The following is a 14,113-nucleotide window of genomic DNA, read 5'->3' on the forward strand; positions in this document are numbered from 1 at the left end:
GTTCCGGCTGAACGGGGGCTTGAGGGCAGGGCCCTCGGAAGGGCCAAGCCTCATTCCGTTTGGGTTTTCGGACTGTCAACCGGAAGACTGCACCCGTGACGTCCCGTAATCCGCGCGACTCCAGGCTCCGACTCGTCCGCCCGCGGCCCCTGGCTGCCGCCCCCCGAGCGGTGACCCAGCGCCGCTCGCCCCGCCCCGCACCGCGTCCGCCCGAAGGCACACCGCCGCCCGGGGAACTGGCCCGTATGGCACGCACCGGCCTGTCCGACGCCGCCCGCGTGGCCCGCTGGGCAGATGCCGCACTCGGCCCCGGGCGCGACGGCGCGACGCCCGACGGCAAGGGCACCCTCTCCGACGCCTCCGCCGAACGGGCCGCCGCCGAACTGGGGCTGACCCCGGTTCAGGTCCGCGCGGACTGGGACACCGCACGCCTGGCGGGCCTCATCGAGGTACACGGCGGCAACGCCCGCCCGGGCTGGCGACTGCGCGCCTGGAACCGCGACGACAGCGCCGTACTGCGCGGCTGGGTCGCCCTCTTCGACGCCTGGTCGCTGGCCTATCCGGAGCCCGCGGACCACGAACCGTCCGCCGTCGCCGAAGTCGTCTCCGCGATGCCCCAGGTGCTCTCCTTCCTCCAGCTCTCCGCGGGACCCGTCCCCATGGAGCAACTCCTCGACCTGCTCGAACAGCGCGTCACGGAACTGCGCACCGAGCGCTGCGAAATCCCCTACGGCCCCCAGCCCGAACCGGCCTCCCAGGCCGCCGCCGAGAACACCCCGCTCGCCCCCCTCCTCGACTGGGCCCTGCACGCCCTGGCCTCCGTGGGCGCGCTCACCTGCGCCGACGGACAGGCCACCCTCACCCCGCTCGGCAGCTGGGCGGTCTGGGTCAAGCTGGAGCAGATCTGCGTCGCCGCGCAGAGCCCCGCCGGGAACATCGAGGCCTCCGCCGAGGACATGCTCCGCGGCTGCGCCCAGCTGCGCCCGAACGCGGCCCGCGCCGAATACCGCGCCTGGCTCGCCGCCCGCCCCGTCGGCAGCGCCATCACCGAACTCCTCGACGCCGCCCGCGGCGAGGACGCCCTCAGCCGCGGCCTCGCCTTCGAGGCGCTGCGTGTGGTCGGCGCCCCCGCCGAACCCGATGTGCGGGCCGTGGCCGAGGAGACCTCGCTGCGCCCCTACGCCCTGCTGTGGCTCGCCGTGCACGACGGCCACGACCCCGAGGACGCCCACGAGGTGCTCACCCGCACGGAGGCCACCTGGCTCTGGGTCGACACCGCTGCCGCCGTCGCCGACCACGGGGAGGCACCGCTCCTCGTACGCCACCTGGAGTCGGCCGTGCAGCCCACCGTGCCCATGCTCCTCGACGAGGTGCGCGCGGTCGGGCATCCCCGCACCGTGCAGGTCCTGGTCGCGCTGGCCGCCGCCCACCCGGACCCGGCGCTGGCCAAGGCCGTACGCCGGGCCGCCTTCCAGGTGCACACCGGAGGGAACTGACCGGACGGCCCGACGCCTGCCCGGGAGGTGCCTACGCCGCTATCTCGGGGGCGTAGGTGCCGAAGCTCCAGATGTTGCCCTCGATGTCCCGGGCCATGTAGTCCCGCGAGCCGTACTCCTGGTCCGTCGGGGGCATCAGGATCTCCGCGCCGTGGTCCACGGCCTGCTGGTGGTGTGTGTCGACGTCGTCCACGACGACATACACCCCCGTCGGGCCCGCGCCCTTCATCGCACCGTCGAAGACGCTGCCGGTGCCCTTGGAGCCGAGCATCACCGCGCCGTTCCCCTGCACGAGTTCGGCGTGCATCACCGCGCCGTCCTCGCCCTCGTACACCGACAGCTCGGTGAAGCCGAAGGCCTCCGTGAGCTGCCTGATCGCCGCCTTCGCGTCCGCGTACAACAGTGTCGGGTAGATGCTCGGGCGCCCGCCGTCGATGCCTGCCATGCCGATCACTCCCTCTTGTCCCGCCGCCGGAATCCGATCCGCTGCCCAGTCTGGCACCGGGCACTGACAACGCCCCGGCCCAAGAGGGGAGGGCTCAGCGGAAGGTGTTGCACTGGGCCATGTCGCCGGTGCTGTAGCCCTGGTGGAACCACTGCTGCCGCTGCTCGGCCGAGCCGTGCGTCCAGGTCTCCGGGGTCACCTGGCCCTGGAACCTCTCCTGGATCCGGTCGTCGCCGACGGCCGCCGCCGCGTCCATGCCGTCGCGGATGTCGGCGTCCGTGAGGCTCGTCATCAGCGGCTTGCCCGTCGACGGGTTCTTCGTGGTCGTCGCGTGGTGCGCCCACACCCCGGCGTAGCAGTCGGCCTGCAGCTCGACCTTCACCGAGTTGCTGTTCGCGCCGGTCACACCGTCCTGCGACCTGCTCAGCGTCCCCATCAGGTCCTGCACATGGTGCCCGTACTCGTGCGCCACCACGTACGCCTGCGCGAACGGGCCGCCGCTCGAGCCGAACTTGGTGCGCAGCTCGTCGAAGAAACCCAGGTCCAGATAGACCTTGCGGTCGCCCGGGCAGTAGAAGGGCCCCACGGCGGAGGTCGCGGTGCCGCACGCCGTGCCGACGCGGCTGCCGAAGAGGACCGTGGGGGAGCGCGTGTAGGTGCCGCTGCGGCGCGTGAACTCCTGCGTCCAGTAGGTCTGCACGCTGTTGACGACCGCCACGATGCGGCAGTCGTCCTTGGTGTTCGCGTCCTGCCCCGTCCTGCACGTCTGCTGTACCTGCGCGAGGGACGAGGCGGTCGCCGCGGGCTCGTCGCTGCCGGAGGAGAGTCCGAGCTGGTCGGGCCCCACCCCGAGGAACAGCCCGAGGAGGAGGGCGATCAGCCCGGCGATGCCGCCGCCCACGGTCGCCTTGCCACCGGGGATCCGGCTCCCGCGCACGTCCTGAACCTCGGAGGTGTCCAGGTCGGCGTCGTCGTCGAACTGCATGGGCACACCACCCTCTGCCGTACGTCGCTCTGTGGCGCCATCCTCGTACGCCCCCAGGACCCCGGCCCCGAGCGGAGGTCCGAACGGGGGACGCCCCCGCCCACCCGCCGTGTCCCGGCAGCCACTGCGCCGGCCCACGCCTACGCTCTGCGCCTGATCCGTGGACCGAGTGGGCGAAGAGGGGGAAAGGTGGTTGTTCTACCGGTCGAGGTGACGGCCCCGCACCCGGACGCGGCACCACCCCGGCCCCCGGCCGCGGAGCCCGCCCCGCAGCGGTCCGCGGCCCTGCCACGCCCCGCGCACCCCGCGACCGTGCCGCTCGCAGAATCCGCGCCTCAGCACCGCCCGTGTCACCCCCTCCGCCGCTTCCTGCCCCCGGCCCTCGCCCTCCTCCTCGCCGCCCCCGTCCTCGCGGCGGCCCACCAAGCCCGGTCCACCCCCTTCGGGGACCACATCACCGTCCACGCGCGCGTGGCGCACGAGGCACGGCCGTCACTGCGTACGACGAGCGACGCCGTCGAGGCGTACGACGCGGAGACGGGCCGCCCGCGCTGGAGCTACGCGCGGGAGGGCCGTCGCCCGCTGGCCGTGGTCCCCGCGCGCGGGGAGGCGATCGCGCTCTGGGACGACGGGCTGGTCACCGACACCGCGCGCGACGACGGCGGCGCGGTGCGCTGGCACCGGGCCCTTCCGGGCGCCTCCCCGTGGCTCGCGGACCACGGGGGGAGTGGCGTGCTGCGGCCTCTCGGCGCCCGCATGCTCGCCGTCGTCACCCCGCAGCGCATCGCCGCCTACCGCATCGCGGACGGCGATCTGCGCTGGGTACTGCCCGCCCGACGGGGATGTGAGTTCGCGCCCGCGCGCGCGGTGCGCCTCGGCACGGCGCTCCTGATCGCACAGCCCTGCCCCGCCGGTGACGCCGCCGGCTCCTGGACCGGCGAGATCATCGCGGTGGACGACCTCGGCAGGATCACCCCGGACCGTACGCCGCTGGGCAATGAGCGTCACAGTGCCGGACACCCGAAGGCAGAAAAAGTGGTTGCACGGCCCCGTTAGACTTGGCCCATGGCCATTCTCCTCGCGCATTAGACGGCGGGAACGTCCTCAGCCGTCCACCCCGCCAAACAACCCTGCCCTGGAGTCTGTCCGTGATCTCCGCCTCCGGTATCGAGCTGCGCGCCGGCGCCCGTCTCCTCATCGAGTCCGCCACCTTCCGTATCGCCAAGGGCGACCGCATCGGCCTGGTCGGCCGCAATGGCGCGGGCAAGACGACGCTCACCAAGGTCCTCGCAGGTGAGGGCACCCCCGCCGGTGGCAACGTCACCCGCTCCGGCGAGGTCGGCTACCTGCCCCAGGACCCGCGCACCGGCGACCTCGACATACTCGCCGGCGACCGCATCCTCTCCGCCCGCGGCCTCGACACCCTGATCCGCAAGATGCGCGAGAACGAGCAGCGCATCGCCAACGGCTCGGGCGCCACCCGCGAGAAGGCGATGCGGCAGTACGAGCGCCAGGAGACGGAGTTCCTCACCAAGGGCGGGTACTCCGCCGAGGCCGAGGCCGCCACCATCGCCGCCGCGCTCAACCTGCCCGACCGCGTGCTCCACCAGCCCCTGCACACGCTCTCCGGTGGTCAGCGCCGCCGTATCGAGCTGGCCCGCATCCTGTTCTCGGACGCCGACACGCTCCTCCTCGACGAGCCGACGAACCACCTCGACGCCGACTCGATCGTCTGGCTGCGCGACTACCTGAAGACGTATCGCGGCGGCTTCATCGTGATCTCCCACGACGTCGACCTTGTGGAGACCGTCGTCAACAAGGTCTTCTACCTGGACGCCAACCGCGCCCAGATCGACGTCTACAACATGGGCTGGAAGCTCTACCAGCAGCAGCGCGAGGCCGACGAGAAGCGCCGCAAGCGCGAGCGGCAGAACGCCGAGAAGAAGGCGGCCGTACTGCACTCGCAGGCCGACAAGATGCGCGCCAAGGCCACCAAGACGGTCGCCGCGCAGAACATGGCCAAGCGGGCCGACCGGCTGCTCGCCGGACTCGACGCGGTGCGTGTCTCCGACAAGGTCGCCAAGCTGCGCTTCCCGGAGCCCGCGCCCTGCGGCAAGACCCCGCTCATGGCCGAGGGACTGTCGAAGTCGTACGGCTCCCTGGAGATCTTCACCGACGTCGACCTGGCCATCGACAAGGGCTCCCGCGTCGTCATCCTCGGCCTGAACGGTGCGGGCAAGACGACCCTGCTCCGGCTGCTCGGCGGCGTCGAGACGCCCGACACCGGCTCGGTCGTCGAGGGCCACGGCCTCAAGCTCGGCTACTACGCGCAGGAGCACGAGACCCTCGACCCGGAGCGCACGGTCCTGGAGAACATGCGCACCGCCGCCCCCGACCTGGACCTCGTCGAGGTGCGCAAGACGCTCGGCTCGTTCCTGTTCTCCGGGGACGACGTCGACAAGCCGGCCGGCGTCCTCTCCGGCGGCGAGAAGACCCGTCTCGCGCTCGCGACCCTCGTGGTCTCCTCCGCGAACGTCCTCCTCCTCGACGAGCCCACCAACAACCTCGACCCGGCCAGCCGCGAGGAGATCCTCGGCGCGCTGCAGACCTACAAGGGCGCCGTCGTCCTCGTCACCCACGACGAGGGTGCGGTCGAGGCGCTCCAGCCGGAGCGCATCATCCTGCTGCCCGACGGCGTCGAGGACTTGTGGGGCGCGGACTACCAAGACCTGGTTGCTCTCGCCTGAGCCCCGGGACGCCGTCGTCCGAGCCCCGTGCGACCGGTCAGCGCCGCTTGATCGAATGACTGATCCACTGCGTATGGATCATTCGGCCGATCCGTGATCCATCAATGGTGTGAGATCTCCTCGTACCGAGGTGTGTCCTACATCGATTTTCCGGCCGAGCCCTTCGATCCCAAGGGCTCGGCCGTCCTGCGTCTCTGACCTGGCACTTCGCGGATGAACCCGTTCGGCCGTATGGACACCGCACGGCGGAATCACAGATTCCAGTCGTGGGGACGGGCTCCTGTCGTCAAAACCTTGTCTTACGGACCTTGCCGAATGGGTGGCCATGAGGCCCGGGAGGGGTGATCATGAGAAGTCCAGAGCGCACTTCCCATGAGGAGGCACGGGTGGCCGAGACTCTGAAGAAGGGCAGCCGGGTAACCGGCGCCGCGCGCGACAAGCTCGCGGCAGACCTGAAGAAGAAGTACGACTCCGGTGCGAGCATTCGAGCGCTGGCCGAAGAAACCGGCCGTTCGTATGGCTTCGTGCACCGGATGCTCAGCGAATCGGGCGTCACGCTTCGTGGGCGTGGCGGAGCGACGCGGGGCAAGAAGGCCGCCTCGGCCTGAGGCCGGGCGTCCCCATCGGCTTCGGTGGTGACCACCCGGTCGGTCCGTTGATCGACCGGGTGGTTACTGTGCAGTCACTTAAGGATGTCGTCATTCGGCATCCACTCTGACCGCACGCATCGGAGGCGTCCATGGCTTCGCTCGACCCCGTTCTCGACAAGGACGGCGTACGGCTCACCGTCGACGAATCGGTCGCCACGGTGACCCTGACCAACGCGGCCAAGCGCAACGCCCAGAGTCCCGCGCTGTGGCGGGCGTTGACGCAGGCCGGTCGGTCACTGCCGGGCACCGTCCGTGTGGTCGTGCTGCGCGCCGAGGGCAAGTCCTTCTCCGCGGGGCTCGACCGGCAGGCGTTCACGCCCGAGGGCTTCGATGGCGAGCCGTCGTTCATCGACCTCGCGCGCGGCTCCGACGCGGAGCTGGACGCGACCATCGCCGAGTACCAGGAGGCGTTCACCTGGTGGCGGCGCAGCGACGTCGTGTCCATCGCCGCCGTGCAGGGGCACGCCATCGGTGCGGGGTTCCAGCTTGCCCTCGCCTGTGACCTGCGCGTCGTCGCGGACGACGTGCAGTTCGCCATGCGCGAGACCAGCCTGGGCCTGGTGCCCGACCTCACCGGGACGCATCCGCTGGTGAGCCTCGTGGGGTACGCCCGTGCGCTGGAAATCTGCGCGACGGGGCGGTTCGTGTTGGCCGAGGAGGCCGAGCGCACGGGGCTCGCCAACCTTGCGGTGCCCGGCGGGCAGCTTGATGACGCGGTACGTGATCTCGTCGGCGCCCTGTTGTCCGCGCCGCGGGATGCCGTCGTCGAGACGAAGGCGTTGCTGCGCGGGGCGCAGGACCGCACCTACGAGGAGCAGCGTGTTGCCGAGCGGGCCGCTCAAGGGCGCCGGCTGCGGGATCTTGCCGGGGTGGGGGACTGAGGCCGTCCGCTGGCTGCGGGCCGGTGGGGGCTGGTCGCGCAGTTCCCCGCGCCCCTGAAGGGGCTTCTCTAGTGGGCCCTGGTTACCAGTACCGCCACTGATGGGGTGTCCTTCAGGGCGTTCGTGACGGCTGTTCTGACTGCCCTTGCCACGTCGAGGGCTCGCTCGTCTCCCGAGACCGCCACTTCCACGCGTACATGGCGGCGTGGCACCGTCGCGTCGCCGCCCCGGGTGTCCTCGATGTGCACCGGGCGCCCCAAGGTGTCCGTCAGGTGGGTCACGCCCGGGACGGACAGGGCGGCGGTGGCGACCCGGGACTCGTCGGCGTGCGTCGGCTCGGCAGCCGGGTGCTCGTCGGGTCGGGGCGCGGACGCAGGGGTTTCGTCGGCGTCCAGCCCTGTCACCCGCAGGTCCACTTCCGTGACCGTCAGGCCCAGTCGTTCCGTTGCCGCCGTGGCCAGGGACTGGCGCAGGCGGGCCGCCGTTGTCGGGAGGGGTTCGACGCCGGGGGCCGTGGGGTCCGCCGAGGCCGTGAACTCCGCGCTGATGCGGAGGGGGCCCGGCGGCAGCGCGCTGGGCGGCGGGGGCACCGCGGGGTCGTACGACTGGTCGGGGTCGGCGAGGGCGATCCGGAGCGTGCCGAGGCGGATTCCGCGCACAGGAGCCGCCGCGCGCCGCAGTACGGAGTCGGCGGCGCCCTCCGTGATCCACGCGCCGTCGCGCGGGCCGCCGAGGGGCAGCAGCCTGCCGAGCCCGAGCTGATGCCGTACGACCTGAGCCCATCCGTCCGCCGTCATTGCTCCAGCCTGCCGCATCCCCGGCGCGGGAGGGCGCAACCCCACTTACTGTGGGCGAAGGACGACGACCGAAAGGGATGTACGGCGATGACCGACATGACGGAGCGGAAGCGGCCGGAGACCCCCGAGGGCGAGAAAGAGCCGCTGGGGACGCGTAAGCCCACCAAACGTGGCGGTGGTGACCCCGCGACCAGGGGCCGGACCACCATCGCGGACGGAGTGGTGGAGAAGATCGCCGGGCTCGCGGCCCGCGATGTACTGGGCGTGCATGCGATGGGGAGCGGGCTCAGCCGGACCTTCGGGGCCGTGCGGGACCGGGTGCCCGGCGGTACGAAGTCCGTGTCACGGGGTGTCAAGGCCGAGGTCGGGGAGCTGCAGACCGCGCTCGATCTGGAGATCGTCGTCGATTACGGCGTGTCGATCGCGGACGTGGCCCGCGCAGTGCGGGAGAACGTCATCGCGGCCGTCGAGCGCATGACCGGACTCGAGGTCGTCGAGGTCAACATCGCCGTCAGCGACGTAAAGCTGCCGGACGAAGAGGACGAGGAGCCGGAGTCGCGGCTCCAGTGACACCTCGGACGCTGAATCGACCAACCCCGCCACCACACCGCTCGAACCAGCCAACGAACCGCTGAGGAGCGCACCATGAGCTTGGCCGTGATCGGCATGATCGCCGGAATGGCGCTGGGCTTCGCCGGGTACTTCGGGGGTTTCGGGGCCTTCCTCCTGGTGGCCGCCCTCGGTGCCATCGGCTTCGTCGTCGGTCGGTTCCTCGAAGGGGACCTGGACGTCGGGGACTTCTTCCGTTCCCGCGACGACCGGCGGCGGTGACGCGTGCCCCCTCAGCCCGACCGGCTCGGTGAGACGCGGCGGCGAGCGGCGGACATCGCGCCGGCCGAGCGGGGCGCGACCCGGATCGCCGACCGGGTCGTGGCGAAGATCGCCGGGCAGGCGGCACGCGAGGTGCTGGAGGCGCTGCCCCCGGACGCCGCGCCCCCGCACGCCACGGTCGTCGTCCACCACGACACCGCCCGCATCCGCGTCAGCCTAGAACTCGACTATCCCTCCGACATCGGTGGCCGGTGCAATGCGGTGCGTCGTCATGTCGCCGAGCGGGTAGATGCGTTGGCGGGGATGGAAGTACCGGAGGTGGCCGTCCAGGTGGAGCGGCTGCATCTGGTGCAGGCACCCGGCGCGGCACACGGGAGGACGCAATGAGCGAGTCCCAGGGATCCGAGGGCAGCACCCAACGGCTGCCCGTCTTGGAGAAGGCCGCCGAGACCGAACTCGGCCAGTCCGCCTCCGCGGCGGCCTACGAACCGCTGCCCACCCTCGACGACGAGGACGGGGGAGAAGGCCGCTTCTGGTCGGCCCGCCGCATCCCCGCGGGGATTCTCGCGGTCCTTGTCCTCGTCGGCGCGGGCGCCCTCCTGTACGACGTCGCGGCCGTACGCGCCGACCGGCCCGCCATGCACTGGCGCAGGTCGCTGGCCCAGCAGCTCGCCGAACGCCCCCTCGACGACACCTGGGTCCTCGTCGGCGCCGGAGTGGCCACCGCCCTCGGGCTCTGGCTGATCGTCCTCGCGGCGACGCCGGGACTGCGCGACGTACTGCCGATGCGGCGCACCCACGCCGACGTACGGGCCGGTCTGCACCGGGACGCCGCCGCGACCGCGCTGCGCGACCGGGCCATGGAGGTCGCCGGAGTCCAGTCGGTCCGCGTCCGTATGGGACGGACGAAGGTCGACGTCCGGGCGGTCTCCCACTTCCGTGAACTCGACGACGTACGCGGCGACTTGGACTCCACCCTCGCCGACGGCATCAAGGGGCTCGGCCTCTCCCGGCCGCCCGCCCTGTCGGTGCACGTCGCCCGCCCCGGCCGGAAGGGATGAGACGGATGCTCCGGATCGTCAACCGGGTACTGCTGGGCGTCATCGGCCTGGCGCTGGTCGTCCTCGGCGGCTCCGTGCTCGCGGTGGGGCTGGGTGCGAGCCCGCCTTCGTGGTGGATCCACGACGGGCGGCACGACGTGCTGCTCAGCGACGCGGACCGTGCGCGATGGCGGGACGAGGGCTGGTGGTGGCCGGTCGTCATCGCCGTCCTCGCGCTGCTCGTCCTGCTCGCCCTGTGGTGGCTGTCCGCCGTGCTGCGGCGGCGCCGGCTCGCCGAGGTGCTCGTCGACACCGGCGACGGCGAGGGCGCGCTGCTGCGCGGGCGGGCCCTGGAGGGCGTACTGGCCGACGAGGCCGGGCAGTTGGACGGCGTCCAGCGGGCGCAGGTCCATCTGACCGGGCGGCGCAGCGGCCCCGAGGCACACGTCCAACTGCTCCTTGAACCGCACGTGGACCCGGGGCAGGCACTGCACTCGCTGACCACGGAGGCGCTCGCGCACGCACGCGACTCGGCGGGCCTTGCCGCCCTCCCTGCCGAGGTACGCCTCCGCGGGGTCAAGCACCGCGCCGAGCGCGTCAGTTGAACCCGGCCAGGCGTACTGGGCTGGGCCGGCGAAGTCCGGTGCGGTTCGGCAGCGCCCCGAAGGGGCGCGGGGCTGTGACATATGCGGCTCCGCCGCGTGGGCGCGACCAGCCACGACGGACCCGCAGGCGACAACCGGCCTTCCAGAGGAGCACTCAGCGCCCGCTCAGAACCCGCTCCGCATGCCGCCGTCCACCGGCAGCATGATGCCCGTCAGGTACGAGGCCGCCGGGGAGAGCAGGAACGCGGCCGCGCGGCCGAACTCGTCCGGAGTGCCGTAGCGCCGCAGCGGAATGCGGGACTCGTTGGCGGCGCGGGTCGCGTCCGGGTCGGGCGAGAGGCCGTCCAGCTCACGGACGCGGTCCGTGTCGATGCGGGACGGGAGCAGGCCGAGGACGCGGATGCCGCGCGGGCCCAGCTCGTCCGCGAGGGACTTGGCGAACCCTGCGAGGCCGGGGCGCAGCCCGTTGGAGATCGTCAGACCCGGGATCGGCTCGTGCACGGAGGCGGAGAGCACGAAGCCGATGACGCCGCCCTCGCCGAGCTCCGCCGCGGCCGTACGGGCCAACCGGACCGCGCCCAGGAAGACGGACTCGAACGCGGCCGTCCACTGCTCGTCCGTGTTGTCCGCGACGAACCCGGGAGCCGGGCCGCCGACGCTGATCAGGATGCCGTCGAAGCGGCCGAAGTGCTGCCGCGCGGCCTTGACGAGCTGAGCGGCGGCCGCGGGGTCGGCATTGTCGGCGGCCACCCCGACCGCGTTGGGGCCGAGCGCGGTCGCCGCGTCGGTGACGGTCTTCTCGTCGCGCCCGCTGATGATCACCTTCGCGCCGTCGGCGACGAGCTCACGCGCGGCGGCGTTGCCCAGACCACGGGTGGCTCCCGTGACGACGTACACACGGTCCTTCAGTCCAAGATCCATGGCCCCTATTCTGTCCCCTCGCTCCCGAACAGGGCGAGGGCGGTGCTCACCAGGCCGATATGGCTGAACGCCTGCGGGAAGTTGCCGAGCTGGCGGCCGGCGAGCGGGTCGTACTCCTCGGCGAGCAGGCCCACGTCGTTGGCCAGCGCCACCAGGCGCTCGAACAGCTCGTACGCCTCCTGCGTACGGCCCGTCAGATGCAGCGCCTCCGCGAGCCAGAACGAGCAGGCCACGAACGTGCCCTCATCGCCCGGGAGTCCGTCGACCTCGTTCTCCTCGAGGCTGTAGCGGCGCAGGAAACCGCTGTGGCCGAGCTCGTCGCGGACCGCGTCGACCGTGCCGATCACCCGGGGGTCGTCGGGCGGCAGGAAGCCGACGCGGGGGATGAGCAGCAGTGAGGCGTCCAGCTCGCTTGAACCGTAGGACTGCGTGAAGGTGTTCCGCCCGGGGTCGTAGCCGCGCTCGCACACCTCCTGGTGCACCTCGTCCCGCATGGCGCGCCAGCCGTTCAGGTCGCCGCCGAGTTTCGGGTCGGCCTCCAGGGCGCGTACGGCGCGGTCGGCGGCTACCCAGGCCATCACCTTCGAGTACACGAAGTGCCGGCGCGGGCCGCGCACCTCCCAGATCCCCTCGTCCGGCTGCCGCCACGCCGTGCGCAGGAACTCCATCAGCGCGACCTGGACCCGCCACATGTGCGGCTTCATGGGCATGCCCGAACTCCGGGCCAGCGAGAGCGAGTCGATGACCTCGCCGTACACGTCCAGCTGCAACTGGTTGACGGCGTCGTTGCCGACCCGGACCGGGCTCGAGCGGGCGAAGCCGGGCAGCCACGGGATCTCGTACTCGGTCAGCCTGCGCTCGCCGGAGAGGCCGTACATGATCTGCAGGTCCGCCGGATCGCCCGCGACCGCGCGCAGCAGCCAGTCGCGCCAGGCCTCGGCCTCCTCGTGGTAGCCGGCCGACAGGAGCGCGCCGAGCGTGAGGGTGGAGTCGCGCAGCCAGCAGTAGCGGTAGTCCCAGTTGCGGACGCCGCCCAGCTCCTCGGGCAGCGAAGTGGTGGGGGCGGCCACGATGCCGCCGGTCGGTTCGTAGGTGAGGGCCTTGAGGGTGATCAGGGAGCGCATGACGATGTCCCGGTGCGGGCCGTCGTAACGGCAGCGCGCCGACCATGCCTGCCAGTCCTCGACGCTGGTGCGCAGCGCCTCGAAGGGATCGCAGAGCGCCGGGCGCGGCCGGTGCGAGGGGTGCCAGGTCAGGACGAAGGCGACCTTCTCGCCCTCGGCGACCGTGAACTCCGAGTGCGTGCGGAAGTCCTTGCCCCAGGTGTGCACGGGCGGCTCGCTGCGCAGCCACACCGCGTCCGGCCCCGCGACCGCCACCCGATGGCCGTCCGCCCGGCGCATCCACGGCACGACAAGGCCGTAGTCGAAGCGCAGCCGGAGCAGGCCGCGCATCTCCACCCGGCCGCTCAGCCCTTCGACGATGCGTACGAGATCGGGGGCGCCCTCGCGCTGCGGCATCAGGTCGGTCACCCGGACCGAGCCCTCGGCCGTGTCCCACTCGGTGTCGAGCACCAGAGTGTCGGGCCGGTAGGCGCGCCGGGTGCAGTCGCCCGCCCCCTTGGGCGCGATCCGCCAGTGGCCGTGCTCGTCGCCGCCGAGGAGCGCGGCGAAGCAGGCCGCGGAGTCGAACCGCGGCAGACACAGCCAGTCGACGGAGCCGTTCCGTCCTACCAGGGCGGCGGTCTGTTCGTCCCCGATGAGCGCGTAGTCCTCGATGCGTCGTTGCACGGTGGACGGGTTCCCGAGCGGGAGGCCGGTCAATCGGGCCGCCAGAGTGGCGTGAACGCCGACCCCCGGGCTTCGCGGACCGGGCTCTGCTGCTAGACGGGTGCCGGAGCCGTCTCCGGCGTCTCCCGCGCCGCCGCTGCCTCCGCCCGGTCACGGCGTTCGCGGCGGACCAGGATCACCCAGCCCACGGGGACGCCCGAGGAGAAGAGCCACCACTGGACCGCGTACGCCATGTGCGGACCGATGTCGTTGTGTTCGGGGGCGGGGATCAGCTCGGGGATGTCGCCCTTGGGCTCCGGGGCGGTCTGCTCGATGTAGCCGCCGAGGACCTGCTTGCCGAGCCGCTTCGACTCCTGCTCGCTGTTGATCAGCATGACCATGCGGTCGGGCAGGCCCTGGACGTTCTTGATGCCGCTGTCGGCGGTCGTCTCGTCGGGCATCAGCCGTCCGGTGACGGTGATCTCACCCGTCGCGGGCGCCGGGATCTTCGGGAACTCGCTCTGCGCGCCGTCCGCCGCGATCCAGCCCCGGTTGACCACGAGGACCCGGCCGTCGTCCAGGACGAACGGGGTCAGGACGTGGTAGCCGACCTCACCGTCGGAGTTGGTGCGACGGCGTACGACCTCCTCGTGCGCGGTGTCGAAGTGGCCCTTCGCGGTCACCCGCCGGTAGAGGTCGTCGTGCGTGACGGTCTGCCCCGGCGCGGTGAGCGACTCGGCGGGCACCGGCGTGGCGCCGAGGGAGTTGGCGATCACCGTGTTGAGCGCCACCTTGTGCTCATGGCGGTGCAGCTGCCAGAAGCCCAGCTTGATCATCGTGGGGATGAGCGCGAGGGCCAGGAGGGTGAGAATCACCCACTGCCGGGACAACAGGAAGCGGTACACCCCACGACCGTACAACTCGGTCGTGGGGCGTATTGAGGGGG

General features: G+C 71.9%; 16 protein-coding genes. 10 read left to right on the forward strand and 6 right to left on the reverse strand.

Going from position 1 to position 14,113, the window contains the following annotated elements; all coding sequences use genetic code 11:
- The first annotated feature begins 95 nt into the window (after nt 1-95).
- The gene (locus OG246_RS22175) at nt 96-1,496 is read left to right on the forward strand and encodes a hypothetical protein (RefSeq protein ID WP_266466212.1); all 1,401 of its coding nucleotides are present in this window, start codon (nt 96-98) and stop codon (nt 1,494-1,496) included.
- Nucleotides 1,497-1,527: 31 nt separating this feature from the next.
- On the opposite strand, the gene OG246_RS22180 is transcribed toward OG246_RS22175, so the two are convergent.
- The gene (locus tag OG246_RS22180; RefSeq protein WP_266466218.1) at nt 1,528-1,941 is read right to left on the reverse strand and encodes a VOC family protein; all 414 of its coding nucleotides are present in this window, start codon (nt 1,939-1,941) and stop codon (nt 1,528-1,530) included.
- 94 nt (nt 1,942-2,035) lie between these two features.
- A complete protein-coding gene (locus OG246_RS22185; RefSeq protein ID WP_266466223.1) occupies nt 2,036-2,926 on the reverse strand; it encodes a neutral zinc metallopeptidase in 891 nt (296 codons plus the stop codon).
- A 189-nt stretch (nt 2,927-3,115) separates the two neighbouring features.
- Here OG246_RS22185 and OG246_RS22190 point away from each other — a divergent pair, with 189 nt between their 5' ends.
- The 4 genes from OG246_RS22190 (at nt 3,116) to OG246_RS22205 (ending at nt 7,204) form a co-directional block, all read left to right on the forward strand.
- On the forward strand, nt 3,116-3,982 hold the full coding sequence (locus OG246_RS22190; RefSeq protein WP_266466233.1) for a PQQ-binding-like beta-propeller repeat protein: 867 nt from the start codon (nt 3,116-3,118) through the stop codon (nt 3,980-3,982).
- Nucleotides 3,983-4,074: 92 nt separating this feature from the next.
- Nucleotides 4,075-5,673, forward strand: a complete 1,599-nt coding sequence (locus OG246_RS22195) for an ABC-F family ATP-binding cassette domain-containing protein (RefSeq protein ID WP_266466235.1) — start codon at nt 4,075-4,077, stop codon at nt 5,671-5,673.
- A gap of 386 nt (nt 5,674-6,059) precedes the next feature.
- Entirely contained in the window at nt 6,060-6,281 is a 222-nt protein-coding gene (locus tag OG246_RS22200) for a helix-turn-helix domain-containing protein (RefSeq protein ID WP_006123601.1), read from the forward strand.
- Nucleotides 6,282-6,412: 131 nt separating this feature from the next.
- A complete protein-coding gene (locus OG246_RS22205) occupies nt 6,413-7,204 on the forward strand; it encodes an enoyl-CoA hydratase/isomerase family protein (protein WP_266466239.1) in 792 nt (263 codons plus the stop codon).
- 68 nt (nt 7,205-7,272) lie between these two features.
- Here OG246_RS22205 and OG246_RS22210 read toward each other — a convergent pair whose 3' ends face one another.
- Nucleotides 7,273-8,001: a nucleopolyhedrovirus P10 family protein gene (locus OG246_RS22210; RefSeq protein ID WP_266466242.1), complete on the reverse strand. Its 729-nt coding sequence runs from the start codon at nt 7,999-8,001 to the stop codon at nt 7,273-7,275.
- A gap of 87 nt (nt 8,002-8,088) precedes the next feature.
- Here OG246_RS22210 and OG246_RS22215 point away from each other — a divergent pair, with 87 nt between their 5' ends.
- The 5 genes from OG246_RS22215 (at nt 8,089) to amaP (ending at nt 10,477) form a co-directional block, all read left to right on the forward strand.
- On the forward strand, nt 8,089-8,571 hold the full coding sequence (locus OG246_RS22215) for an Asp23/Gls24 family envelope stress response protein (RefSeq protein WP_266466245.1): 483 nt from the start codon (nt 8,089-8,091) through the stop codon (nt 8,569-8,571).
- 75 nt (nt 8,572-8,646) lie between these two features.
- On the forward strand, nt 8,647-8,832 hold the full coding sequence (locus OG246_RS22220) for a hypothetical protein (protein WP_266466246.1): 186 nt from the start codon (nt 8,647-8,649) through the stop codon (nt 8,830-8,832).
- A 3-nt stretch (nt 8,833-8,835) separates the two neighbouring features.
- A complete protein-coding gene (locus OG246_RS22225) occupies nt 8,836-9,219 on the forward strand; it encodes an Asp23/Gls24 family envelope stress response protein (RefSeq protein WP_266466248.1) in 384 nt (127 codons plus the stop codon).
- Complete coding sequence (locus OG246_RS22230) at nt 9,216-9,893, forward strand: DUF6286 domain-containing protein (protein WP_266466251.1); 678 nt, start codon at nt 9,216-9,218, stop codon at nt 9,891-9,893. The genes OG246_RS22225 and OG246_RS22230 overlap by 4 nt, the downstream gene beginning before the upstream one ends.
- 5 nt (nt 9,894-9,898) lie before the next feature.
- The gene (amaP, locus tag OG246_RS22235) at nt 9,899-10,477 is read left to right on the forward strand and encodes an alkaline shock response membrane anchor protein AmaP (RefSeq protein ID WP_266466256.1); all 579 of its coding nucleotides are present in this window, start codon (nt 9,899-9,901) and stop codon (nt 10,475-10,477) included.
- A gap of 165 nt (nt 10,478-10,642) precedes the next feature.
- Here the strand turns inward: amaP and OG246_RS22240 are convergent, their stop codons facing one another.
- The 3 genes from OG246_RS22240 to OG246_RS22250 all read right to left on the reverse strand — a co-directional run bounded on the left by OG246_RS22240 (nt 10,643) and on the right by OG246_RS22250 (nt 14,072).
- Entirely contained in the window at nt 10,643-11,398 is a 756-nt protein-coding gene (locus OG246_RS22240; protein WP_266466259.1) for an SDR family oxidoreductase, read from the reverse strand.
- 5 nt (nt 11,399-11,403) lie between these two features.
- Nucleotides 11,404-13,188: a glycoside hydrolase family 15 protein gene (locus tag OG246_RS22245; protein ID WP_266466263.1), complete on the reverse strand. Its 1,785-nt coding sequence runs from the start codon at nt 13,186-13,188 to the stop codon at nt 11,404-11,406.
- A gap of 92 nt (nt 13,189-13,280) precedes the next feature.
- Nucleotides 13,281-14,072, reverse strand: a complete 792-nt coding sequence (locus OG246_RS22250; protein ID WP_266466270.1) for an SURF1 family protein — start codon at nt 14,070-14,072, stop codon at nt 13,281-13,283.
- Nucleotides 14,073-14,113 lie beyond the last annotated feature (41 nt).

Origin of the sequence: Streptomyces sp. NBC_00620 (assembly GCF_026341825.1) — a bacterium.
Lineage (GTDB): Bacteria > Actinomycetota > Actinomycetes > Streptomycetales > Streptomycetaceae > Streptomyces.

Coding starts and splice junctions, on each gene's coding strand:
- OG246_RS22205 (WP_266466239.1), top strand. CDS start 6,413: ATGGCTTCGCTCGACCCCGTTCTCGACAAGGACGGCGTACGGCTCACC.
- OG246_RS22220 (WP_266466246.1), top strand. CDS start 8,647: ATGAGCTTGGCCGTGATCGGCATGATCGCCGGAATGGCGCTGGGCTTC.
- OG246_RS22240 (WP_266466259.1), bottom strand. CDS start 11,398: ATGGATCTTGGACTGAAGGACCGTGTGTACGTCGTCACGGGAGCCACC.
- OG246_RS22180 (WP_266466218.1), bottom strand. CDS start 1,941: ATGGCAGGCATCGACGGCGGGCGCCCGAGCATCTACCCGACACTGTTG.
- amaP (WP_266466256.1), top strand. CDS start 9,899: ATGCTCCGGATCGTCAACCGGGTACTGCTGGGCGTCATCGGCCTGGCG.
- OG246_RS22210 (WP_266466242.1), bottom strand. CDS start 8,001: ATGACGGCGGACGGATGGGCTCAGGTCGTACGGCATCAGCTCGGGCTC.
- OG246_RS22215 (WP_266466245.1), top strand. CDS start 8,089: ATGACCGACATGACGGAGCGGAAGCGGCCGGAGACCCCCGAGGGCGAG.
- OG246_RS22185 (WP_266466223.1), bottom strand. CDS start 2,926: ATGCAGTTCGACGACGACGCCGACCTGGACACCTCCGAGGTTCAGGAC.
- OG246_RS22230 (WP_266466251.1), top strand. CDS start 9,216: ATGAGCGAGTCCCAGGGATCCGAGGGCAGCACCCAACGGCTGCCCGTC.